Genomic DNA, 21,233 nt, shown 5'->3' with positions numbered 1-21,233 from the left:
GCTCGCGAAAGCGGTGGATCAGTCAACAGAGATGTTGAATGTGAAGCCCTCTTCGCGAGCAGGCTCGCTCCCACAGTTGTTTCTCGGTGTTGCTGATAGCGCATTCCAGCGCGACAAATTGACCCGATAGACAAAAGGCTGACCCACATCCGTGCCTTTTGCCTCGCGCTCTGAGAAAATGCCCGCACTTTTTTTCCGGATGCCGACATGACTGCCCTGAAGAACGACCGTTTCCTCCGCGCCCTGCTCAAGCAACCCGTTGACGTCACCCCTGTGTGGATGATGCGCCAGGCCGGTCGCTACCTGCCGGAGTACCGCGCCAGCCGCGCGCATGCCGGCGACTTCATGAGCCTGTGCATGAATCCGCAATTCGCCTGCGAAGTCACCCTGCAACCGCTCGACCGCTACCCGCAACTGGACGCGGCGATCCTGTTTTCCGACATCCTCACCATTCCCGATGCCATGGGCCAGGGCCTGTACTTCGAGACCGGTGAAGGTCCGCGCTTCAAAAAAGTCGTCAGCACGATGGCCGACATCGAAGCGTTGCCGATCCCGGATCCGCACAAAGACCTCGGCTACGTGATGGATGCGGTCAGCACCATCCGTCGCGAACTCAACGGTCGCGTGCCGTTGATCGGTTTCTCCGGCAGTCCGTGGACCCTCGCGACTTACATGGTTGAAGGCGGCTCCTCGAAAGACTTCCGCAAGACCAAGGCGATGCTCTACGACAACCCGCAAGCCATGCACCTGTTGCTGGACAAGCTGGCGCAGTCGGTGACTTCGTACCTCAACGGCCAGATCATGGCCGGTGCACAAGCGGTGCAGATCTTCGATACCTGGGGCGGCAACCTGTCGGCGGCGGCGTATCAGGAATTCTCCCTGGCTTACATGAAGAAAATCGTCAGCGGCCTGATCCGCGAGAACGACGGACGCAAAGTGCCGGTGATTCTGTTCACCAAAAACGGCGGCCTGTGGCTGGAAAGCATCGCCGAAGCCGGCGCCGACGCCCTCGGCCTGGACTGGACCTGCGACATCGGCAACGCCCGTGCCCGTGTCGGCGACAAGGTCGCATTGCAAGGCAACATGGACCCGACCGTGCTCTACGCCAAACCCGAAGCGATCCGCACTGAAGTCGGGCGCATTCTGGCCAGCTACGGCAAGGGCAGCGGCCACGTGTTCAACCTTGGCCACGGCATCACCCCGGAAGTCGATCCGGAACATGCCGGCGCATTCCTGCGTGCGGTGCATGAGCTGTCGGCGCAGTATCACGAGTGATCAGCGCCCAATAAAAAACGCCCGGCCAATGCCGGGCGTTTTCTTTTGCACGATCTAATGTCGTACCCAAATCAACTGTGGGAGCGAGCCTGCTCGCGAAAGCGGTGTGTCATTCAACACTGATGTTGCCTGACACAGTGCATTCGCGAGCAGGCTCGCTCCCACAGGGTTTTATGTCAGGCTTTGACACCCTGCAACGGCGGCAACTTCGCCAGCTTCAACGCCACCAGCAGGGCAATCAGCAACAACGCACCAATAAACAGGCCGATGCCGTTCCACCCGCCCAGATGCCAGAACACCCCGCCCGCAGTCCCGGCAATGCTCGACCCGGCGTAATAACTGAACAGATACAGCGACGACGCCTGACCCTTGGCGGTCAACGCGCGCCGGCCGATCCAACTGCTTGCTACCGAGTGCGCAGCGAAGAAGCCGAAGGTGAACACCAGCATGCCGATGATGACCAGCAACAGCGGCGTGAACATCGTCAGCGCGAGCCCGGCGAACATCAGCGCAATCGTCGCCCAGAGCACTTTGCGTCGCCCCAGTTTGTCCGCCAGCGAACCGATCTTCGCCGAGCTGTAGATCCCCGACAGGTAGACCACCGAGAGCAATCCGACAAATACCTGATCGAGGTTGTACGGCGCAGCCAGCAAGCGGTAGCCGATGTAGTTGAACAGCGTGACAAACGCGCCCATCAGCACAAACGCTTCAAGAAACAGCAGCGGCAGACCGGCGTCGCGAAAGTGCATGGTGAAGCCGTCGAGCAGGCTGCGCGGGTGCAGCGAGCGGGCGCGGAAGTTGCGCGACTCCGGGAGGATCTTCCAGAACACCGCCGCCGCGACCAGCGCCAGACCGCCTATCACCAGCATCGCCGTGTGCCAGCTGACGAAGTCGATCAGCACGCCAGTTATCAAGCGTCCGCTCATTCCGCCGATCGCGTTGCCGCCGATGTACAAACCCATCGCCAGGCCGATGTGCTGTGGATGGATTTCTTCGCTCAGATAGGTCATCGCCACCGCTGCCAGACCGCTCAATGACAGGCCGATCAATGCGCGCATGATCAGCACGCCGTGCCAGCTCGGCATCATCGAACTGGCGATGGTGCACAACGCGGCAGCGAACAGCGCCGCGACCATCACTGGTTTACGGCCGATGCGGTCGGAGATCGGCCCGGTGATCAGCAGACCGAAGGCCAACATGCCGGTTGCCACCGAGAGGATCAGACTGCTCTGCGCCGCGTTGATCCCGTATTCGTGGGACAGCATCGGCATCATCGGTTGTACGCAGTAGAGCAGGGCAAACGTCGCAAAGCCGCCACAGAACAGCGCCAGCACCGTGCGCATGAACGCCGGCGTGCCTTTTTCGATGTAGATCTCCTGCAGCTCGGCGAGGGCATCGTCGTCGGCTGCGGGCGGGATTTCGTGGGCAAGGGGCGCGACAGCAGTTTTCACTTCAGACCTCGGAAAGCACAGCCGGGCAGGCAATGAAAAAATCATATAGCTGGCTAATGTTTCTATCCAATATATTGTTCGACCTGTTTGATAGCTTCAGCGACCTAATGGAAATCCTATGGAACTGCGTCATCTGCGTTACTTCATCGCAGTCGCCGAAGAACTGCATTTCGGCCGGGCCGCACAGGTGCTGGGCATCTCCCAGCCACCACTGAGCCAACAGATTCAGGCGCTGGAGCAACAGCTCGGCGCGCGCTTGTTCGAGCGCACCAATCGTCGGGTCGAATTGAGCGAGGCGGGCAGGCTGTTTCTGCAGGAGGCGCGGCTGGTGCTGGCGCAGGTCGACAAGGCCGCGGATGTCGCCCGGCGTGCGCAACTTGGTGAGCTGGGTGAGTTGAAGATTGGTTTCACCTCGTCGGCGCCGTTCAACTCGACGATTCCGCAGGCGATTTTTTCCTTTCGTCAGCGCTTTCCGGCGGTGCATCTGAATTTGCGCGAAATGAGCAGCACCATGGTCGCCGATGCTCTGGTGGACGAGTCGATCGAAGTCGGCATCATGCGCCCGCTCGGATTGCCGGATTCACTGAGTGTTGTGGAGTTGATGCGCGAGCCATTGGTGGCGGTGCTCAGTTCCAAGCATCCACTGGCCCAAAGTAGCGATGAAGGCCTGTTTCTCTCGGCGCTGGCGCTGGAGCCATTCGTGTTTTTCCCGCGCAGCTATGGCAGCGGGCTCTATGCGCAACTGCTAAACCTGGCCCGTGACGCCGGCTTCAGCCCGCACTTCGCTCAAGAGGCTGGTGAGGCGATGACCATTATTGGTCTGGTGGCGGCGGGCTTGGGTGTATCGGTGCTGCCAGCGTCCTACCAACGCATGCGCATCGACGGCGTGGTTTACCGTCCGCTGCTCGATCCCGAAGCGATCTCAGCGGTGTGGCTGGTGCAGCGCAAAGACCAGAAATCGCCGATGGCCAAGGCGTTTGTCGAACTGCTTACGCGCAAGGTTGAACCGCTGACGGTGTGAAGGCGGCTGGCGCTTTCGCGAGCAGGCTCGCTCCCACAGGGAAACGCATTCCAAGGTGGGAGCGAGCCTGCTCGCGAAGGCGTCGGCCCAAACATCACAGATTTCAGGGCAACCGCACCAAATCCCCCTTCAAAGCCACCCGGGTAACAAAAACTCCTGCCCGGCACTCGTAGGTATTCAAATCCTTGCGTACACGTTGGTCGTAGTAACTGACGATGTTGACCACCGCATTCGCCCCGACCCGCTTGGCATCAGCCTGCAATTTGATCAGATTCGACTGCAACACCCATTCACACGAAGCCTGATCGCTCTTGTTGAAGCCGTTGGTTTGCAAATCACTGACCACCCCTTGGCGCAGCAACTGCTGAGTGCCCTGCGGCCCGTTGCCGATCAGGTAGAACTTCACACTGCCATCCAGCCGCCCGGCGCGAATGGCGTCCGACAGCACGGTTTCGAAAGGCATGTACATGAGGTTGGTGGCATGGCTGGCACTGGGCAGCAGGGCGATAAGCGCAGCGGCCATCAGGGCTTTCACTTGCATGGTCATCTCCTTTGACGGTGAAAGAGACTGCGAGGGCAGGTGACGGTGCTGCGACCTGCATCAGCGAGTGTAGATGCTGCTGAATCACTGAAAATAAAAAGGGCGCCAAACGGCGCCCTTTGTCATTTCTGGCGTTTACTGAACCTTCGCCAGATCACCCTTCAGCGCAACGCCCGCCATGATCGCGCCGGCGTGGCATTCGTAGGTTTGCGCGTCCTTGCGCTCGTTGCGCTTGTAGAAGCTGACGATGTTGGTCACGGCGTTGGCGCCGGCGTTTTTCGCGGCCTGGTGCAGGCTGATGATTGCCGATTGGGCAACCCATTCGCAGGCGACTTCGTCGGACTTGTTGAAGGCGTTGGTTTTCTTGTTGGTCACGGCGTCGGCGCTGACCACGGTGACTTTACCGGCCGGGGTGTTGCCGGCCAGATAGAATTTCACGCTGCCATCGATCTTGCCGGAGCGGGTGGCTTCGGCGACGGCTTTGTCGAATGGCAGGTAGACCGCCGTGTCGCGGGCCTGGCTGACCGCTGGCAGGGCGCAGAGCAGCAGGGTAACGGCGGCGAATTTCTTGAAGTGCATGTAGGTCTCCTTGACCTGGATTGATTCGGTTATGCCCAGCGGCGGAAGATCAACGATGTGTTGACGCCACCGAAAGCGAAGTTGTTGTTCATCACGTAATCGTGGTGCATCTGACGAAACTCGCCGCGCAGGTAATCGAGCTTGCCGCAGTGCGGGTCGACCTCGTCGAGGTTGAAGGTGTGCACGTAACGGTCGCTGTTGAGCATCTCGATGCTGAACCATGACTCCAGCGCACCGCAGGCACCGAGGGTATGGCCGAGAAAGCTCTTTTGCGAGCTGATCGGCATGTGTTCGCCGAACAAGCTGCTGGTGGCCAACGTTTCGGCGATGTCGCCCTGTTCGGTCGCGGTGCCGTGGCCGTTCACATAGCCAATGGCGTCCGGACTGAGGCCGGCATCTTCCAAGGCCAGCTCCATGGCGCGGCGCATGGTGACCTGTTCCGGGCGGGTCGTGTGCTGGCCGTCGGCGTTGCTGCCGAAACCGACGATTTCCGCGTGAATGTGCGCGCCACGGGCGAGGGCGTGTTCCAGCTCTTCAAGCACGAGCATGCCGCCGCCTTCGCCGATCACCAGACCGTCGCGGCCCTTGTCGTACGGGCGTGGGCTGGTCTGTGGTGCATCGTTTTTCAGGCTGGTGGCGTAGAGCGCGTCAAACACCATGGCTTCAGTCGGGCACAGTTCTTCGGCACCGCCGGCGAGCATCAACGGCAGGCGGCCGAACTTGATTGCTTCGTAGGCGTAGCCGATGCCCTGGCTGCCGCTGGTGCAGGCGCTGGAGGTCGGGATCAGGCGGCCGGTGAGGCCGAAGAAAATGCTGATATTGGCGGCGGTGGTGTGCGGCATCATCCGCACGTAGGAGTTGGCGTTGAGCCCCTCGGCCACCGAGTTGAGCAGCATGTTGCCGAAGGCTTTGATCTCGTCAGTGCTACCGGTAGATGAACCACAAGCGACGCCCATGCGCCCGTCCTTGATCGATTCGTCACCGAGCAGGCCAGCATCGGCCAGAGCCTTTTCTGCTGCGCCGACCGCCAGTCGCGAAACCCGGCCCATGCTGCGCAACTGCTTGCGGGTCCAGTGCGACGGTACGAGAAAATCATCGATAGGCCCGGCCAGACGCGTGTTCAGCTCAGTGAAGCGATCCCACTCGTCCATCCGGCGAATGCCGCTGCGATTGGCCGCGAAATTGCCGGCAATGGTCGGCCAGTCGCTGCCCAGAGAGGTGATGCCGGCCATGCCGGTGACGACGACGCGTTTCATCAGCACAGGCCTCCGTTGACCGCCAGCACCTGGCGGGTGATGTACGAGGCTTCCGCCGACATCAGGAAATTCACCGCAGCGGCCACTTCTTCAGGGGTGCCCATGCGTTGCACGGGGATCATTTTCATCAGTTCCTCCACCGGCACGTTTTCGTCGAGCATGGCCGTGTCGATCAGGCCAGGGGCGACGCAGTTAACGGTGATTTTGCGCTTGCCCAGCTCGATCGCCAATGCCTTAGCGGCGCCAATCACCCCGGCCTTCGAAGCGCTGTAGTTGACCTGGCCACGGTTGCCGATCAGGCCCGAAACCGAAGTAATGCACACGATGCGCCCGGCGGCGCGACGACGGATCATCGGCATCATCACCGGGTGCAGGACGTTGTAGAAACCGTCGAGGTTGGTGCGCAGGACCACGTCCCAATCGTCATCGCTCAGCGCCGGAAACGCGCCGTCGCGAGTCAGCCCGGCGTTGAGTACCACGCCGTAATAGGCGCCATGGTTTTCGACGTCGGCCTCGAGAATGCTTTTGCAGGTTTCACGGTCGGCGACGTCGAATTGCAGAATGCGTGCGCGGCGACCCAGTGCTTCGATTTCGGCCTGCACCGCTTGGGCTTCGGTCATGCCGCTGCGGCAATGCAGGACGATGTCGTGCCCGGCTTGCGCCAGACGCAAGGCAATGGCGCGGCCGATGCCACGGCTGGAGCCGGTGACCAGTACGGATTCAGTCATCGTGCGACTCCTTTGTCTGTTGCAGATATTGGTTGGCTTGCGGCGGACGGAACACGTTCAGCCGGGCGCTGGCATGAATGCCGTCGCCGTGGATATGGCATTCGAATACGCCCATGCCGTTGTCGTCTTCCAGTGAGCGCAGGCCGTGGATGGTCAGCTCGCTGCCGGCCGCAAAGGCTGCGACGTTGCACTCGAATTTGCGCGTACCGAGGAGAAAGCCCAGCTCCGGCGGATTGCCTTTTTGCCGGGCGTGGCAACCGGCGAAAGCGGCGACGCTCTGCGCCATCAGCTCGACGCCGACCCACGCCGGCAGGCTGCCGTCGGGCAGGTTGAACAGGCCGTCGGGCTTGACCGTGAGGCGGGTGAAAATCTGCTCATCGTCGAAGCGCTCGATCGCGTCGATCAGAATCATGTCGCCGGCATGCGGCAGCAGTTCGGCGAGCGGCCAGTGGCTCATGGGGCGTCTCCGATAATCAGGCTGACGTTGTTGCCGCCGAAGGCAAACGAGTTGCTCATCAGGTAGCGCGGTGCAATGGACGTCAGGCGTTCGCTCGCGGTCACCCACTTGAGCGGCGGCAGCGCGGGATCGGCCTGGCCGTCCCAGATATGCGGCGGTAACGCCTGCTCAGGGTTGTCGGCACTCAGGCTCAGCCAGCAGAACGCCGCTTCCAGCGCGCCAGCCGCGCCGAGGGTGTGGCCGGTCAGCGGCTTGGTTGACGAGCAGGCGACGCCTTGGGGAAACAGCGCCGCGACCGCCAGACTTTCCATCGCGTCGTTGTGCTGGGTGGCGGTGCCGTGCAGGTTCAGGTAGTTGATTTGCCCGGCTTGCAGATGCGCGCGACCAAGGGCTTTCTGCATGGCTTGCAGGGCGCCGCGACCGCTCGGCTCCGGCGCGGAGATATGGTGCGCATCCGAGCTGGCGCCCGCACCCAGCAGGGCGATGCCCGGGCCTTCGCCGCGCTGTTTGCTCATCACGAACAGCACCGCTGCTTCGCCAATATTGATGCCGTTGCGGTTGGCGGAGAACGGATTGCAGCGCTCATCTGAAACGGCTTCCAGCGATGAGAAACCGTTCAGCGTGAGCTTGCACAGACTGTCGACGCCGCCGCACAGCACCGCGTCGCACAGGCCCAGATCGAGCAGGCGTTGAGCGCTCATCAGCGCGCGGGCGCTGGAGGTACAGGCGGTGGAAATCACGTAGGCCGGGCCGCTCAGTTGCAGCCATTCGGCGAGAAAATTCGCCGGGGCGCCGAGTTCCTGCTGGCGATAGTCGTACTCGTGGGGAAATTGCTGTTCGCGGATGTAATGCGCCAGACCCCGGCTGGCCTCGTCGATGCCTGAGGTGCTGGTGCCGAGCACCACGCCTATGCGCTCGCGGCCAAAGGTCTGGATCGCACGATCGATGTCGTCCCGGATCTGCAGCGCGGCTTCCAGCAACAGCTGATTGTTGCGACTGCTGTGCTCGACCAGGTCCGCAGGGATCGCCGCCAATTCACCGTGTACGCCAGCCACAGGCAGTTCACGTTCGGCGACCCAGCCGGACTCGCGGCGCATCCCCGAACAGTCGCCGGCAAACAGATTGCGCGCGACTTCAGACTTGTCGCGGCCCAGGGCGCAGATCACGCCGAGGGCATTCAGGTAAGCGGTCATGGCGTCGATTCACCTAACTGGGAAACGCGATAGTGCGGGCCTTGGGGCAGATTCAATTGGAAGCTCAACGGTTGTGAATAGCGGACGTTCCAGCGCGCCGGCAGTGAACGCTGATCGGCCTGTTGGCGGGCGTCGGGATAGTTGCGCAGCAGCTCGGCAGGAGGCGTCAAGGCGAACAGCAGTGCGGCGAACAACTCCCGCGCTTCCGGGTTCGGCGGCAGCAGACCGTCGGCCTGCCAGTGCCCGTCGATCAGTTGCTGGCGGGCCTGGGGAATGCCCAGCGGATCCATCATCGACCAACGCGTGCCGGCGCCTTCGCGCTGGATCACCAGCAGCCAGTCCTGACGCTGCCCGGCCTGCTCGCGCTCAATGTGCAGTTGCAGCGGCAGAGGCAGCGTCGGGTTGGCCGCTGGTAGCGGTGGCTGGCTGGCGCAGGCACTCAACAGCAAGGCTGACAAAACGATCGCCAGCCATGCAGCAAACCCTGTGGGAGCGAGCCTGCTCGCGAATGCCATCTGACATTCGCCACTTTGGCTGACTGATACACCGCTTTCGCGAGCAGGCTCGCTCCCACAGGGTTTCAGGTGTTCAGATCGATAGCCGTACATCAGACAGATTCCTGCAATGGCTTGCGCGCGACGACGTTTACCAGCGTCTCTTCACGCTCACCGAATGGCTTGGGTTTGCTCAACCCCAGCCGCTCCAGCAAACCAAAATCCTTTGACCGGCTCCACCACAGATACGGGTAGGAAACATTGCGCTCGGCAAACCCGAAGCCCTGCTCGCGGATCATCTGCAGGTAGCCGGCGGCGCTCTTCTGCACATGCATCGGATGGCGGAACAGCCAGCGAATCACCCAGGTATCAATGTAAGCCTCGGTGGATTCGGCGAACAGCAGATAGCCGCCCGGCTTGAGCACGCGATAGAACTCGGCCAAAGCCTTTTCCTGCTCGACCAGATGATGGAAGGTCTGGTGGCAGAACAGCAGGTCGACGCTGGCATCGGCGACGTTGAGCGTGGCGCAATCGCTGCCGATCAACTCGACTGGCATGCCTAGGCGCGTGGCCTCTTGGGCGCTGAGTTGCAGGCTGTGCGGGTCGGCGTCGACGCCGATCAGTCGCTGCGGGGCGAAGGTCTGGCGCAGGTGGCCGAACGACTTGCCCTGACCGCAACCGGCGTCGAGCAGCACCGGGTGTTCCGGCAGCGGCTCACTGAATAATCCATGCAGATCGTTGATCGCCACGCGCAGCACATGGTGCTGCCAGGTGTGGCTGCGCAAGAACCAGAGACCGAAGCGGGTTTCCTCGACGTAACTGTCGCTCAAGTAATTCATGAGGCGTCCTGCGCGCAGAGTTGGGAAATCATCTTCAGCCGGCGCCGCGCTTCGCTGACAAACGGGTTGCGCTCGTCCCAGGCGTAACCGGCGAGGATCGAGCAGATCATCCGGCGAATCTCCGCCTGACTGTCCTCGTAGAAAATCACGTCCTGGAAGGTGCCGGCGTACCAGCCTTCGACGTAGCAGCGGAAGGTATCGACGCCGCGTTTCAACGGTTCGGCAAATTCGCTTTGCCAGTCCACCGTTTCACCCTGCAACTGGCGGTGCAGCACGCCAGCGGCCATGCTCGCCGAACGCATGGCAATGGTCACGCCGGAGGAGAACACCGGATCGAGGAATTCTGCGGCGTTGCCCAGCAGCGCAAAGCCCGGGCCGTGCAGGGTTTTCACGTTGGCCGCATAGCCGCCGAGGGTGCGCGCCGGGGTGTCCCAGACCGCGTTGTTCAGAACCCCGGCGAGGCTTGGCGTCTCGGCGATGAAGCTGCGCAGGCAGGCATCGAGGTCGCTGTCGCGGCCCCGGAAATGTTCTTCAGCCGCGACCACGCCCACCGAGCAGCGGCCGTTGCTGAACGGGATGGTCCAGAACCACACATCGCGATGCTCGGGATGGGTGGTGACGAGGATCTTTTCGCGGTCGAACGCCGGATTGTCGATGTGATCTTCGACATGGGTGAACACGGCCTGACGCACCGGGAAATTCGAAGGTGCTTCGAGGTCGAGCAAGCGCGACAGCACGCGGCCGTAGCCGCTGGCGTCCAGGACGAAATCGGCTTCGACGCGGTACTCGCTGCCATCTTCGCGGCGCACATCGAGTTGTGGTTTCGCCTGATCGAAATCGACGCTGACAATCGCATCGCCATAACGGATTTCCGCACCTTGCAATGCTGCTTGATCGGCCAGCAACTTGTCGAAATCGGCGCGCTGCACCTGGAACGTGGTCGGCTTGCCGGCGGTGAAAGTGTCGCCAAAATCGAAAGCGCTGTAGCGCTCGCCCCAGGCAAACGCCGCGCCGGTCTTGCGCTGGAACCCGGCGGCGTTGACGGCGTCGAGCATGCCGGCTTCTTCAACGAAGTCCAGGCAGTGGCTGAGCAGGCTTTCGCCGATGGAGAAGCGTGGGAAGTGCTGGCGCTCGAGCACCAGCACATCGTGGCCCTTGCGCTTGAGCAGGGCAGCGGCGATAGCACCGGACGGGCCGGCACCGATGATCACGACCTGACGGGATTCCATTTCAACGATTGGCACGTGAGCTCCGGGGCAGAGGACTGTTCAGATTCAGGGGCGCGCGATGCAGGCCGATCAGGGCCGGCAGCAGCGTCGCGATCAGGCCCATCAGCATCAGCGCGAAATACAGCGCCGGGGTGATGAGCTGTTGCTGCAACAACAGATTGAGAAAGACGATTTCGCTCAGGCCGCGAATGTTCAGCAGCACGCTTTCGCGCCAGCGGCTGGCGCCAGCGAACGAGGCGCCCGCCCAACCGAGGCCGAGCCAGTTGCCCAGCAGTTTACTGGCAATCGGCAACAGCAGCAGCGCCGCCCACTGCCCGGCGTCGAGGCTGGCGAGGGCGCTGTGCACGTCGATCTGGACGATGCCGAACGTGAGGATCAGCGGGATCGCGATCCACGTCTGCAAGCGGCTCATCCAGCGTGCCGGCAACGGCAGCACCAACGGCACTTTCAGCAGCGCCATGCACAGCAGATAGCCGATGCCGAAAATCAGCGCGTTGAGTTTGTAATGCTCGGCCATCACCAGCAACGCGAAGAAGCCGAGGCTGTAGGTCAGCGGGCGACGCACGCGCAGCAGGTGCAAAAGCAGCGGCGCGCCGGCCATGGCCACAGGCAGCAACAGGCTGCTCAAGTGCAGACTGCCTTGGGCGAGGCCGAACAGCGTCCAGCAGGTCAGATCGATCAGGATCGCGGTCTGCACCAGCCGCCGCGTGGCAGCGGGCGGGTAATCAATGTGACGCAAATACAGGTACAACACCGGGATCGCGGTAATGGCGAAGACCAGTCCGATGGCCAATGCGCTGAGCCACGGCTGCGCCGGCAGCAACCAGTACGCGACCGCCAGCCCGCAAGCGAACGGCACAGCGAAACTCGGTATAGCGATTTTGACGCTCTGGCGATCCAGACGCAGATCGATGACATCGCTGAGGATGTGCCCGAGCAGCAAGGCGAAGCTCAGGCTGTAGAGATCTTTCAGCCAGTCCGGGGCGATCAGTTGTGCGCCGCTGAGCTGCCAGCCCGGCTCGATCCAGAAATACATCAGCAACGGCAAACCGAAGCTCGCCAGCAGCAACTGACTGACGATCGGAATCAGGCCGAAGTGACGGCCGACACGAGTCGCCAGCGCAAACAGCGCCAAGGCCAGCAACCAGAAGCCGAAGACCATCATGCCGCTGGCTCCGCAACCGGTTCATGGCGCCCGGCCCACGGCGCGAGCATGAAGCTGAACGCCAGGCCGAGGCTCACCGACAGGCCGAAATTGCTCACCGCCGGGGTGCTGGACACCGCTAGCAGCCCGAACGACAGCCACGTCGTCACTGCTGCGAGCAAGGTGCCGAGCAGGCTCACCGCCGCGCCGCCGACCTGTTCGCGCATGAGGATTGCATAGTCGACACTGATCGCCGTCACCAGCAACAGGCCGAACAGGCTGAACAGGGTCAGTGGCTGACCGAGCCAGCCAAGGCTGGCCAGACTGCACAGCGCCGCCAGCAGCGGCAGGGCGACGATACGCAGGGCGCCGGTCAGGCCGAACGGCAGCATCAGCACCAGCACGATCAACACGCAGGAGGCCAGTTTCAGCTCGGCAGCGCTGATCTGCGTGGCGGCGAACACCTTGTTCAGATCACCGAGGCGATCGACCAGCACCACCCCCGGCAAATCGAGTGCTTGCACGCGCAACAACGACGGATTGTTCAAGCCCTGCAGGCTGGTGATTGCTGCGACGCCGTCTTCAGTCGGGCCAAGCCATAGCGTGCGATACGGCTCGCCGAGCGGGCCGGCCAGCGCGGCGTCAATGTCTTCGGCGGGCAGGGTCTGCAATTGCTGCAATTCGTTTTGCAACGCCGTCGCTGGCACGCCGAGATCGAGCAGCGGTTGCCAGAATGACGGCAGCTTGTTCAGTGATTCGCGCACTTGCTGTTGCTGGCTCGGCGCGCTGACCAGTTGATCGAGGGCCAGATAGCCTTGCAGCTTGTCGAGGTTGACCAGTTGCTGCAGGCGCTCGCTCAGCGCTGCCTGGCGCTCGAGCAATTGCTCCTGATTGGCCGCGCGGACGAGGAAAAACTGGCTGGTCGGTTGAAAACCGGTGATGCGCGCGATGGTCTGCGCTTCGTCGGTCAGATGCTGCGGCGCGCCAACCCATTGGCGAATGTCGTTTTTGCTCTGCAACTGCATCAAGCCGCCGATGCAGAAGGCAATCAGCAGCGCCAGCAGCGCGGGCGTGCGAATGCAACCGAGCAGCGCCTCACGCAGATGAATCAGGCGCTCGGCCAGGCGCAGCGGCCATTGCGCCGGGCGCAGTTGAACATTTTTCAGCAGCGCCGGCAGCAGGCAGACCGCCGACAGATAGGCACCGAGCAAGCCGGCGGCGGAGAACACGGCGATCTGCGTCAGCGCCGGGAACGGTGTCCAGGCCAGCGCCAGATAGCCGATAACGCTGGTGATCAGGCTCAGGGTCAGCCCCGGCAAGGTCAGGCGCAGGGCCGGCCAGCTGCGCCACGGCTTGAGACTCCAGCTTTTGGACAGATAGTGCAACGGGTAATCGACGGCGACACCGATCAGACTCGAACCGAGTACCAGCGTCATCACATGCATGTGGCCGAACAGCGCCACGCAGGCCACCGCGCCGAACAGCATGCCGACCAGCACCGGAACAAATGCCAGCAGCACGCCCCAGCGGCGAAACGCCAACAGCAGCAACAGCAGAATGCCGACCGTTGCGCCGCCGCCGACCCAGGTCATCTCCCGGGTGGCCTGTTGCTGACCGTTGGCGGCGTAGAGCAGGCCACTGGCGGCGAGCAACTGCACATCGCTTTGCGCCGCTTGTTCGCGGCTGTGCTTGAGTAGCTCTGCCACTTGCAACGGCAGGTTCATGTCGAAGGCGTTGCCGGTGGTGCGCGCACGCAACATCACCCAGCTCTTGCCGTCGGCATCGGCGACCAGTGCGCCGCTGCCAATGTCCAGTTGCACTGCGCCATGTTTCGGCTGGCTGTTCTGGATGCGTCCGGTCAGGCCCAGCCAATCGTCCTGGCTCGGCACCAGAGTAAAGCCGTTGAACGGATCGAACAGCGCCTGTACTCGCTGCTGGATGAACGCGTCGGGGTGCTTGCTGAGTAGCTGCCGATCATCCGCCGAGAGCATCGCAAGGCGTCCTTGCAGCAATTGCTTGCGCAGCGCCGGCAAGTCGGCTTGCAGGTTCCACTGCACGGTTTCGAACAGACCGCTGGCCTGCCATTGTTCGCCCAGTTGTTGAGCCATGGTCAGCGCTTGCTGGCGATCGGCGTGGCCGACCAGCACCAGCATTTCGCGATTGAGCGGTTCTTGCATGCGCTGTTCGGCGCGCAACTCCAGCGCGTCTGGATTGGTCCCGGGTACCAGCTCCATGAGATTGGCCGACAGCGGCGCACCGTCGCGCCACTGCCAGGCAGCCAGCGCGACGACGGCCAGCAGCAGGCTCAGAAACAGCCAGGGCAGCTTGCGTTCACTCGGCAAAGTCATGTTGCTCCGCTTCGCTCAAGGGTTGCTCGGCCGTGCTGTCCTGCATGCGTAGCAGTGTGCTGTCGCCTTGGGTTTCCAGCAGTTCGATGGTTTGCACCAGAGTACCGCCGTCGATATTGATCTGCTGGAACACTTGCTTGAGCAGCATCGAGCGCGGCGTCAGAGTCAGTTGCCACTGCTGCGCCGTGCCGCTCAGGGCCAGTTCGAAATCGCGCTGCAAACCGCTGCTGTCACCTTGCAGCACGGCGAGGAACAAACGGTTCTGCTCGGCACCGGCGCTCTTGTTCGGCAGCAGTTGCCAGCCATTGGTGTCACGGCGGGCGATGCCATTGGCGGTGATGCGGTAATCCTGTTGCAGCGGGGTTTTCAACAGCCACAGCAGGCCATGATTTTTCGCGAGGACGAAGCTGCCCTTGCTGATCAGCGGCTGCGGCAGGGCGCGCAGGTGTTTTTCCTGAGTGAACTGGCCGTGGATAACATCCGGTTTCGCCAGTTGTTCACTGAGTTGTTGCAGGTCGAAGGCATAGGCCCATGACGACACGGCCAGCAGCGCCAACGCGCCAAGGCTTTTGAACAACACATTCATCGCAGCATCCTTTCCACGGCATCGGTGAAGACTTTGGGTGAGGCCAGTTGCATCTCGCGGCTGCTGACTTCCACAGCGACTTGCACGGAGCTTGCGCGGGTCAGGCGTTCGCCGGTCTGCAGGTCGCTGATCAGGTAATTGATCTTCAGACGGTTTTCCCACTCGATCAGACTGGCGCGCACGTTCAGCCGTTGGCCGAACACCGCGCTGCGCACGTAGCGCAATTGCAGGTCGATGATCGGCCAGGCGTAACCCGACTCGACCATGTGCGTGTAGTTGTGGCCGATCTTGTCCAGCAACGCGCAGCGCGCGACTTCGAGGTATTTGACGTAATGGCCGTGCCAGACCACGTGCATGGTGTCGACGTCGAAAAACGGCACGAGAATCTCGGTATCGGCGTGAAGCACTCCGGCACTACGCATGCAGCCTCCAGTGTTGCGCGGCGATGCGTTGCAGGCACAGGCGCAGTTCGCCTTCCAGCGCGCGGTCTTCGATGACCGGCGGGAAGTCTTTGCCGAGTTCTTCGTGCATCGCTGCCAGTGCCGGCGGCAGCGGACGCGCATCGGCGGCTTGAGCGCGCAGCCAAACGCCCTGATTGGCGGCGAGCAGCGTGGCGGCGGCGACCTGTTCGGTCAGCTCCAGCACGCGAATCGCATCACGGGCGGCGATGGTGCCCATGCTCACCTTGTCCTGGTTGTGGCACTCGGTGGAGCGCGAGAACACGCTGGCCGGCATGGTGTTTTTCAGCGCTTCGGCGGTCCAGGCGCTGGTGCCGATCTGCACCGCTTTGAAGCCGTGATTGATCATGGCCCGATCGGCTGGCGCGCCGGAGAGGTTGCTCGGCAAGCCGTGGTTGTAGCGCTCGTCGACCAGCAACGCCAATTGCCGATCGAGCAGATCGGCGACGTTGGCCACGAGGTTTTTCAGGCTGTCCATAGCGAACGCAATGTGCCCGCCGTAGAAGTGCCCGCCATGCAGAACGCGCTCGGCTTCGGCATCGATGATCGGGTTGTCGTTGGCGCTGTTCAGCTCGGTTTCGATGAAGCCGCGCAGCCAGTTCAGGCTGTCGGCCAGCACGCCGAGAACATGCGGCGCGCAACGCAGCGAGTAACGATCCTGCAGACGATGCAGTGGCGCGGTCGGCGCGTCGATCGCCAGATCCTTGCGCAGCCACGCGGCGACCTGCATCTGCCCCGGGTGCGGTTTGGCGGCGAACAGGCGTTCGTCGAAGTGCTCCGGATTGCCTTGCAGCGCGACGACGTTGAGCGCAGTGATGCGCGTGGCCAGTTGCAGCAGGTAATCGGCGCGGGCGAAAGCGAGACAGGCGAGGCCGGTCATCACCGCCGTGCCGTTCATCAGCGCCAGCGCCTCTTTCGGGCGCAGCACCAGCGGCGTCCAGCCTAGCTCGCGATGCACGTCGGCAGCCTGACGACGTTCGCCACGGAACAGCACTTCGCGCTCGCCGGACAGGGTTGCGGCGACATAGGACAACGGCGTCAGATCGCCGCTGGCACCCACCGAACCCTCTTCGGGAATCAGCGGCAGGATGTCGTATTCGAGAAACGCGTGCAGACGCTCGAGCAGTTCGACGCGCACCCCGGAAACGCCGTGACACAACGACTGCAAGCGCGCCGCCAGCACCGCGCGGGTCGCCTGCGCGTCGAGCAGTTTGCCCAGGCCGCAACCATGAAAGGTGTAGAGATGACGCGGCAGCGCCTCGACGTGATGCAGCGGCACCGCGACCACGCAGGAATCGCCGTAGCCGGTGGTGACGCCGTAGATCACGCCTTCCTTGTCCAGCAGCGAATCGAGAAACCGCGCGCCTTTGGCGATGCGCTCGCGATAGTCGGCGTCAGCCTGCAACTGCACGGGCGCCTGACGGTTGGCCAGGGCCAGCACGTCTTCGATGCGCAAAGGGCGTTCGCCGAAGGTTACCGGCTCATGGGTTGGCGTCGTCATCGGTCTTCCAGAAAGGGTAAAAGTTGAACCATTGCTGTGGGGCTTCGAGGCAATAGTGACTCAGGCGCTGCGCGTAGCGGGTGGCCCACTGATGAATGACCTGCTCGCGCTCGCGGCGTGTCCACACCACCGCGTCGGCGAACGGTTCGAGGGTCAGGCGATAGTGGCCGTCGGGTTGCTTGAGACACATCAGCAGGTTGACCGGGCACTTGAGCAGGCCAGCCAGCAACCACGGGCCTTGCGGAAATGGCGCCGGATGGCCGAGAAAGTCCACCGTGACGCTGCGCCCGCCGTGCAGTGGCACGCGGTCACCGGCAATCGCCAGCCACTCGCCGCGTTCCAGCCGTTCGTGCAGTTGCAGCATGATCACCGGGTCGAGTTCGCTGACCTGAATCAGGCGCAGATTGGTCGCCCCGGCCTCGCCGAGCAGGCGATTGAATTGCTCGGCGTGCTTGGTGTGCACCAGCACGTTCATGGTGACCTTTTCGCCGATCTCCGCCAGCGCCCGGCAGACTTCGAGATTGCCCAGATGCGCGCCGACCAGCAGTTGCCCGCGACTGCCGCGCAACTGCTTGCGCAGCAGCGCCGGGTCGATGATTTCGATCTGCTCGATGCTCAGCTTGCCGTTCCACACGTCGAGCTTGTCGAGCAGTGAATCGGCAAAGGTCATGAACTGGCTGAACACCCGCCAGTGGCTCGGGCGCAGATCGTCGCGCCGGCTCCACTCGGCCAGCCGCTGCTGGTACTGCCAGGCACTGCGCCGGGCGATCCGGCCGAAGAGGAAAAAATACAGGACGATGCCGTACAGCAACGGACTGAGCAGGCGCCGGCCGAGGACTTTGGCGGCGAACGCGGTGAATTTCATCAGCAGGAAACTGCCGCGCTCTTCGCGGTCGGCCCAGTGCTTCTTGTCGACTTCTTCGCTCATGGTTTCCACCGCCGCCAGAGGATCACCGGCCAACGCAGCAACATGCCGAAGAACAGCCGCGTGTGCATGCTGGAAATCAGCGCGTTGTCGTGGAACAGGCGGAAGTGCGACACGCCGCCCAGCGGGTAATGCACGCTGGTCTGCAGCCAGCGCATCGGCTGATTGCGCCAGGCCAGCCGCACAAGAATGTCCGAGTCGAAATCCATGCGCTTGCCGACCTTGGCCGAGTCGATCACGGCCAGAGTCGGCGCCAGCGGATAAACACGGAAGCCGCACATCGAATCGCGAATCTGCAATGACAGAGTGTTGATCCAGACCATCACGTGGGTCAGGTAGCGCGCGTACAAACGCCCTTTCGGCACGCTCTCGTCGAACAGCGGATAGCCACAGATCATCGCCTCGGGATGGCCGCGGGATTCGCCGACGAAGCGCGCGACGTCATGCAAATCGTGCTGGCCGTCGGCATCGACCTGCAAGGCATGGCTGTAACCCAGACGCGAGGCCTCACGCAGACCGGTCATCACCGCGCCGCCCTTGCCCTGATTGGCCGTCAGGCGCACCAGAAAAACCCTGTCGCGCTCGGCCAGGGTGTCGAGCACCCGCGCGCAGGACGGCTCGCTGGCATCGTCCACCAGAATGCACGGCAGACCTTGTGCGAGCAGGGCATCGACCACGGTGGTGATCGCGGTTTCATGGTTGTACACCGGGATTACGGCGCAGGGGTTATGCATGGGCAGGCCCCAGGAGAATGCGTCCGCTGGAACAGGTCGCCGTGTCGTTGCGATAAGCGAAATACAACTTGCCGCGCTCGGCATCGAAACGCAGATGCAGCTGGATTTCATCACCCGGGCGCACCAGTTGCTGAAACTTCAGCACCTCCATTCCCGCGAACCCGCCATCCAGCTTCAGCAACTGCCGACCCAGATTCAGCGCCCATTCCACCTGCACCACACCGGGCAACACCGGTGCCTTGGGAAAATGCCCGCTGAAGTAGGCCAGATCCGGCGGCACGCTGAGTTGCAGGCTCCATTCGCCGTCGCTTTCGCTTTGCTCCAGCACTTCGGGGGCTTTGGGTCGCGCGGCCAGCAGCAATGCTTCGACGTCGGCTTGCGCCAGTTTGCCCTGGCTGTTCAATGGCATCTGCCGCAGCAGGCGCCAGCGTCGGGGCAGGGCGAGGGCTTCGCAATGCTGGCTCAAATGTTTGCGCAGGGTCTCGGTCAGGCCACGGCGGCCGTGCTCGCGCAGGGCGAACAGACCCGATTCGCTGAGCACCAGCAGCGCGCCGAGCGAGGCGCGGTTTTCCTGGACCACACCGAGCCGCGCTTCGGCGACCCAGTCATGGGCTGCCAAGGCCTGCTCGAGCATCGGCAGCGAGATGCGTTTTTCTTCCAGTTTGACGATGCGGTCCAGTCGCCCCAGCAGTTCGAAGCGACCATCGGTGGCAATGCGTGCGGCGTCGGCGCTGTGTTCGACGTGGCCGGCAGGCAGATAAGGCGAAGAAATAAGCAGGGCGCCGTCGCTGTCCTGGCTCAGTTCGACGCCAGCAAACGGCCGCCACAACGACTCGCCCTGACGCCAGGCGATGCCGCCAGTTTCCGAGCTGCCGAGGATTTCCGTCGGCCATTGCTGCAAGCGCTGTTGCAGACTTTGCGCCGCTTCCGACGGCAACGCGCCCCCGGAGGAAAACACCCGGCGCACCGCGCTCAGGGCCGGCCAGTCGAGGTTGTCGCCCATGCGCTTGAGCAGCGCCGGGCTCGCAACCCAGGCGAAGGCCGAGTGTTCGCGGCTGGCGCGCTGCAAGTCTTCGGAGAACGCCAGTTGCCGGCGCACGAACGGACGCCCGGCGCACAAGGGCCACAACACGCGAAACAGCAGGCCATAAATGTGTTGGGTGGCGACACTGCCGATGATGCAGGCTTCACCGAGGTCTGCGCCCCACAACTGTTCCAGCGCTTCGACCTCGTTGGCCAATTGGCGCAGGGTCTTGTCGATGCGCTTGGGCTCGCCGCTAGAGCCGGAAGTGCACAGGCTCAGGCGGCATTGATCGAGATCCAGTTGTGCACCGGGCAGTTCGGGCTGAGTGAAGTCGTCCAACTGTGCATCGCCCGGCTGATCGGTCAGCCATAGATCGACTTCCTGCGACCAGCGCTGACGCGTCTGCGCTTGCAGATCCGCCGGCAGCAACACGCTGACGCCGGCACGCCACGCGCCGAGCAGGGCGATGGCGAGGTCGGCGGCATCTTCCAGATGCACGGCCAGCCTTTTCACGCCTTGGCTTTGCAGACCCGCGGCGACGCTCAGGGCCTGCGCTCGCAGTTGCGTGTGATCGAGTGCCGGCGCCTGGCAGATCGCCCGTGCCGGCAGTGCCTTGAGCAACAGCTGCTCAAGTTTTATCCAATTCATGTACGGCCTCTTACCCGTTGTCGTATCAGCCATTCAATGGCAAACATCAGGCCGATCAATCCATAGGAGATCAGGCCGGTGTACAACATCCACCAATCCAGCGGCGCCCACAGGGTGAGGAGGGCGGCGCACAAACCGTTGCAGAAGAAAAACACGCTCCAGGCCAGCGTCACCTTGCGCGTGTAGCGAATGGCAACCTCCGGCAGCTCCGGCTCACGCAAGCGCGCCAGACGCTCGACCATCGGCGGGCCGAATTTCAAGCTTGCGCCGAACAGCACCAGCATGAATGCGCTGATCAGCACCGGGTACCAGCGCAGCAGCTGCGGGCTGTCGAACACCGCGAGCAGCAGGCAGAACACCATCGCCACGCACGCCATCCACAGGCTGCCGGGCTTGCGTTCGCCGGTCAGGGCTCGCGCCAGCCACAGGCTGCCCAGCAGCAGTGCAAATTGCCACGGGGCGAAATGCTCCATGCCGAAATACACCGCAAAGGGGTACAGCAGACCGGCCAGCAGCAGGCCCAGGCCGATCAGTCGGCTCATGCGGCCGGTTGAACCAGACGGAACACCGCCTCGACCACGTCACCGACGGTGCGCACCGATTTGAATTCTTCGGCGGCGATTTTCTTGCCGGTCTGGCGTTTGATGTGATCGATCAGGTCGACCGCATCGATGCTGTCGATTTCCAGATCCTGATACAGATTGGCGTCCATGCTTACGCGGGCCGGATCCAGTTCGAACAGCTCGACCAGGGCATCGCGCAGGGTGTTGAAAATATCGTCACGAGTTTGCATGGTCCGGTC

The 21,233-nt window shown here is 62.7% G+C and carries 22 protein-coding genes; 2 read left to right on the top strand and 20 right to left on the bottom strand.

Going from position 1 to position 21,233, the window contains the following annotated elements:
• The first annotated feature begins 207 nt into the window (after positions 1–207).
• Positions 208–1,275, top strand: a complete 1,068-nt coding sequence (hemE, locus tag J2Y39_RS19750; protein ID WP_056787355.1) for a uroporphyrinogen decarboxylase — start codon at positions 208–210, stop codon at positions 1,273–1,275.
• 176 nt (positions 1,276–1,451) lie between these two features.
• On the opposite strand, the gene J2Y39_RS19745 is transcribed toward hemE, so the two are convergent.
• Positions 1,452–2,726: an MFS transporter gene (locus tag J2Y39_RS19745; protein WP_310219290.1), complete on the bottom strand. Its 1,275-nt coding sequence runs from the start codon at positions 2,724–2,726 to the stop codon at positions 1,452–1,454.
• Positions 2,727–2,844: 118 nt separating this feature from the next.
• Here J2Y39_RS19745 and J2Y39_RS19740 point away from each other — a divergent pair, with 118 nt between their 5' ends.
• On the top strand, positions 2,845–3,747 hold the full coding sequence (locus J2Y39_RS19740; RefSeq protein WP_056787362.1) for a LysR family transcriptional regulator: 903 nt from the start codon (positions 2,845–2,847) through the stop codon (positions 3,745–3,747).
• Between the two features lie 103 nt (positions 3,748–3,850).
• Here J2Y39_RS19740 and J2Y39_RS19735 read toward each other — a convergent pair whose 3' ends face one another.
• The 19 genes from J2Y39_RS19735 to J2Y39_RS19645 form a co-directional block, all read right to left on the bottom strand.
• Positions 3,851–4,288, bottom strand: coding sequence for an excinuclease (locus tag J2Y39_RS19735; protein ID WP_095181024.1), 438 nt, complete (start codon positions 4,286–4,288; stop codon positions 3,851–3,853).
• Between the two features lie 135 nt (positions 4,289–4,423).
• A complete protein-coding gene (locus tag J2Y39_RS19730; protein WP_095181023.1) occupies positions 4,424–4,867 on the bottom strand; it encodes an excinuclease in 444 nt (147 codons plus the stop codon).
• Between the two features lie 29 nt (positions 4,868–4,896).
• Complete coding sequence (locus J2Y39_RS19725) at positions 4,897–6,123, bottom strand: beta-ketoacyl-ACP synthase (protein ID WP_041477581.1); 1,227 nt, start codon at positions 6,121–6,123, stop codon at positions 4,897–4,899.
• Positions 6,123–6,851, bottom strand: coding sequence for a 3-oxoacyl-ACP reductase FabG (fabG, locus tag J2Y39_RS19720; protein ID WP_310219286.1), 729 nt, complete (start codon positions 6,849–6,851; stop codon positions 6,123–6,125). The genes J2Y39_RS19725 and fabG overlap by 1 nt, the downstream gene beginning before the upstream one ends.
• The gene (locus J2Y39_RS19715; protein WP_236168180.1) at positions 6,844–7,308 is read right to left on the bottom strand and encodes a hotdog family protein; all 465 of its coding nucleotides are present in this window, start codon (positions 7,306–7,308) and stop codon (positions 6,844–6,846) included. Before J2Y39_RS19715 ends, fabG begins: the two co-directional genes overlap by 8 nt.
• Positions 7,305–8,501, bottom strand: a complete 1,197-nt coding sequence (locus J2Y39_RS19710) for a beta-ketoacyl-[acyl-carrier-protein] synthase family protein (protein ID WP_310219283.1) — start codon at positions 8,499–8,501, stop codon at positions 7,305–7,307. Before J2Y39_RS19710 ends, J2Y39_RS19715 begins: the two co-directional genes overlap by 4 nt.
• On the bottom strand, positions 8,498–9,109 hold the full coding sequence (locus tag J2Y39_RS19705; protein ID WP_177342720.1) for a hypothetical protein: 612 nt from the start codon (positions 9,107–9,109) through the stop codon (positions 8,498–8,500). Before J2Y39_RS19705 ends, J2Y39_RS19710 begins: the two co-directional genes overlap by 4 nt.
• The gene (locus tag J2Y39_RS19700) at positions 9,109–9,834 is read right to left on the bottom strand and encodes a class I SAM-dependent methyltransferase (RefSeq protein ID WP_310219281.1); all 726 of its coding nucleotides are present in this window, start codon (positions 9,832–9,834) and stop codon (positions 9,109–9,111) included. The genes J2Y39_RS19705 and J2Y39_RS19700 overlap by 1 nt, the downstream gene beginning before the upstream one ends.
• Positions 9,831–11,078 carry an NAD(P)/FAD-dependent oxidoreductase gene (locus J2Y39_RS19695; protein WP_252887197.1) on the bottom strand — a complete coding sequence of 416 codons (1,248 nt, stop codon included), beginning with the start codon at positions 11,076–11,078 and terminating at the stop codon, positions 9,831–9,833. Before J2Y39_RS19695 ends, J2Y39_RS19700 begins: the two co-directional genes overlap by 4 nt.
• A complete protein-coding gene (locus J2Y39_RS19690; protein WP_310219278.1) occupies positions 11,065–12,228 on the bottom strand; it encodes a sodium:proton antiporter in 1,164 nt (387 codons plus the stop codon). Before J2Y39_RS19690 ends, J2Y39_RS19695 begins: the two co-directional genes overlap by 14 nt.
• Positions 12,225–14,555, bottom strand: coding sequence for an MMPL family transporter (locus tag J2Y39_RS19685; protein ID WP_310219276.1), 2,331 nt, complete (start codon positions 14,553–14,555; stop codon positions 12,225–12,227). Before J2Y39_RS19685 ends, J2Y39_RS19690 begins: the two co-directional genes overlap by 4 nt.
• A complete protein-coding gene (locus tag J2Y39_RS19680; protein ID WP_305382047.1) occupies positions 14,539–15,141 on the bottom strand; it encodes an outer membrane lipoprotein carrier protein LolA in 603 nt (200 codons plus the stop codon). Before J2Y39_RS19680 ends, J2Y39_RS19685 begins: the two co-directional genes overlap by 17 nt.
• Positions 15,138–15,563: a thioesterase family protein gene (locus tag J2Y39_RS19675; RefSeq protein WP_056787385.1), complete on the bottom strand. Its 426-nt coding sequence runs from the start codon at positions 15,561–15,563 to the stop codon at positions 15,138–15,140. Before J2Y39_RS19675 ends, J2Y39_RS19680 begins: the two co-directional genes overlap by 4 nt.
• Positions 15,556–17,100 carry a histidine ammonia-lyase gene (hutH, locus tag J2Y39_RS19670; protein WP_095181015.1) on the bottom strand — a complete coding sequence of 515 codons (1,545 nt, stop codon included), beginning with the start codon at positions 17,098–17,100 and terminating at the stop codon, positions 15,556–15,558. The genes J2Y39_RS19675 and hutH overlap by 8 nt, the downstream gene beginning before the upstream one ends.
• Positions 17,081–18,028 carry a glycosyl transferase gene (locus J2Y39_RS19665; protein WP_110644852.1) on the bottom strand — a complete coding sequence of 316 codons (948 nt, stop codon included), beginning with the start codon at positions 18,026–18,028 and terminating at the stop codon, positions 17,081–17,083. The genes hutH and J2Y39_RS19665 overlap by 20 nt, the downstream gene beginning before the upstream one ends.
• Entirely contained in the window at positions 18,025–18,759 is a 735-nt protein-coding gene (locus J2Y39_RS19660; protein WP_310219273.1) for a glycosyltransferase family 2 protein, read from the bottom strand. Before J2Y39_RS19660 ends, J2Y39_RS19665 begins: the two co-directional genes overlap by 4 nt.
• The gene (locus tag J2Y39_RS19655; protein WP_310219271.1) at positions 18,752–20,431 is read right to left on the bottom strand and encodes an AMP-binding protein; all 1,680 of its coding nucleotides are present in this window, start codon (positions 20,429–20,431) and stop codon (positions 18,752–18,754) included. Before J2Y39_RS19655 ends, J2Y39_RS19660 begins: the two co-directional genes overlap by 8 nt.
• Positions 20,428–20,973 (bottom strand): hypothetical protein, encoded by a 546-nt coding sequence (locus J2Y39_RS19650; protein ID WP_310219269.1) that lies wholly within the window; start codon positions 20,971–20,973, stop codon positions 20,428–20,430. The genes J2Y39_RS19655 and J2Y39_RS19650 overlap by 4 nt, the downstream gene beginning before the upstream one ends.
• Positions 20,970–21,224 carry an acyl carrier protein gene (locus tag J2Y39_RS19645; protein ID WP_016772026.1) on the bottom strand — a complete coding sequence of 85 codons (255 nt, stop codon included), beginning with the start codon at positions 21,222–21,224 and terminating at the stop codon, positions 20,970–20,972. Before J2Y39_RS19645 ends, J2Y39_RS19650 begins: the two co-directional genes overlap by 4 nt.
• Positions 21,225–21,233 lie beyond the last annotated feature (9 nt).

Origin of the sequence: Pseudomonas sp. 2957 (assembly GCF_031456345.1) — a bacterium.
GTDB lineage: Bacteria > Pseudomonadota > Gammaproteobacteria > Pseudomonadales > Pseudomonadaceae > Aquipseudomonas > Aquipseudomonas siliginis.
This window is presented reverse-complemented; position numbering and strand designations above follow the sequence as displayed.

Bases quoted from the DNA above. Each gene is read 5' to 3' on its own strand.
- hutH (WP_095181015.1), bottom strand. From the start codon at position 17,100: ATGACGACGCCAACCCATGAGCCGGTAACCTTCGGCGAACGCCCTTTG.
- J2Y39_RS19680 (WP_305382047.1), bottom strand. From the start codon at position 15,141: ATGAATGTGTTGTTCAAAAGCCTTGGCGCGTTGGCGCTGCTGGCCGTG.
- J2Y39_RS19705 (WP_177342720.1), bottom strand. From the start codon at position 9,109: ATGTACGGCTATCGATCTGAACACCTGAAACCCTGTGGGAGCGAGCCT.
- hemE (WP_056787355.1), top strand. From the start codon at position 208: ATGACTGCCCTGAAGAACGACCGTTTCCTCCGCGCCCTGCTCAAGCAA.
- J2Y39_RS19650 (WP_310219269.1), bottom strand. From the start codon at position 20,973: ATGAGCCGACTGATCGGCCTGGGCCTGCTGCTGGCCGGTCTGCTGTAC.
- J2Y39_RS19725 (WP_041477581.1), bottom strand. From the start codon at position 6,123: ATGAAACGCGTCGTCGTCACCGGCATGGCCGGCATCACCTCTCTGGGC.
- J2Y39_RS19715 (WP_236168180.1), bottom strand. From the start codon at position 7,308: ATGAGCCACTGGCCGCTCGCCGAACTGCTGCCGCATGCCGGCGACATG.
- J2Y39_RS19655 (WP_310219271.1), bottom strand. From the start codon at position 20,431: ATGAATTGGATAAAACTTGAGCAGCTGTTGCTCAAGGCACTGCCGGCA.
- J2Y39_RS19730 (WP_095181023.1), bottom strand. From the start codon at position 4,867: ATGCACTTCAAGAAATTCGCCGCCGTTACCCTGCTGCTCTGCGCCCTG.
- J2Y39_RS19690 (WP_310219278.1), bottom strand. From the start codon at position 12,228: ATGATGGTCTTCGGCTTCTGGTTGCTGGCCTTGGCGCTGTTTGCGCTG.
- J2Y39_RS19660 (WP_310219273.1), bottom strand. From the start codon at position 18,759: ATGCATAACCCCTGCGCCGTAATCCCGGTGTACAACCATGAAACCGCG.
- J2Y39_RS19665 (WP_110644852.1), bottom strand. From the start codon at position 18,028: ATGAGCGAAGAAGTCGACAAGAAGCACTGGGCCGACCGCGAAGAGCGC.
- J2Y39_RS19645 (WP_016772026.1), bottom strand. From the start codon at position 21,224: ATGCAAACTCGTGACGATATTTTCAACACCCTGCGCGATGCCCTGGTC.
- J2Y39_RS19675 (WP_056787385.1), bottom strand. From the start codon at position 15,563: ATGCGTAGTGCCGGAGTGCTTCACGCCGATACCGAGATTCTCGTGCCG.
- J2Y39_RS19700 (WP_310219281.1), bottom strand. From the start codon at position 9,834: ATGAATTACTTGAGCGACAGTTACGTCGAGGAAACCCGCTTCGGTCTC.
- J2Y39_RS19685 (WP_310219276.1), bottom strand. From the start codon at position 14,555: ATGACTTTGCCGAGTGAACGCAAGCTGCCCTGGCTGTTTCTGAGCCTG.
- J2Y39_RS19735 (WP_095181024.1), bottom strand. From the start codon at position 4,288: ATGCAAGTGAAAGCCCTGATGGCCGCTGCGCTTATCGCCCTGCTGCCC.
- fabG (WP_310219286.1), bottom strand. From the start codon at position 6,851: ATGACTGAATCCGTACTGGTCACCGGCTCCAGCCGTGGCATCGGCCGC.
- J2Y39_RS19740 (WP_056787362.1), top strand. From the start codon at position 2,845: ATGGAACTGCGTCATCTGCGTTACTTCATCGCAGTCGCCGAAGAACTG.
- J2Y39_RS19710 (WP_310219283.1), bottom strand. From the start codon at position 8,501: ATGACCGCTTACCTGAATGCCCTCGGCGTGATCTGCGCCCTGGGCCGC.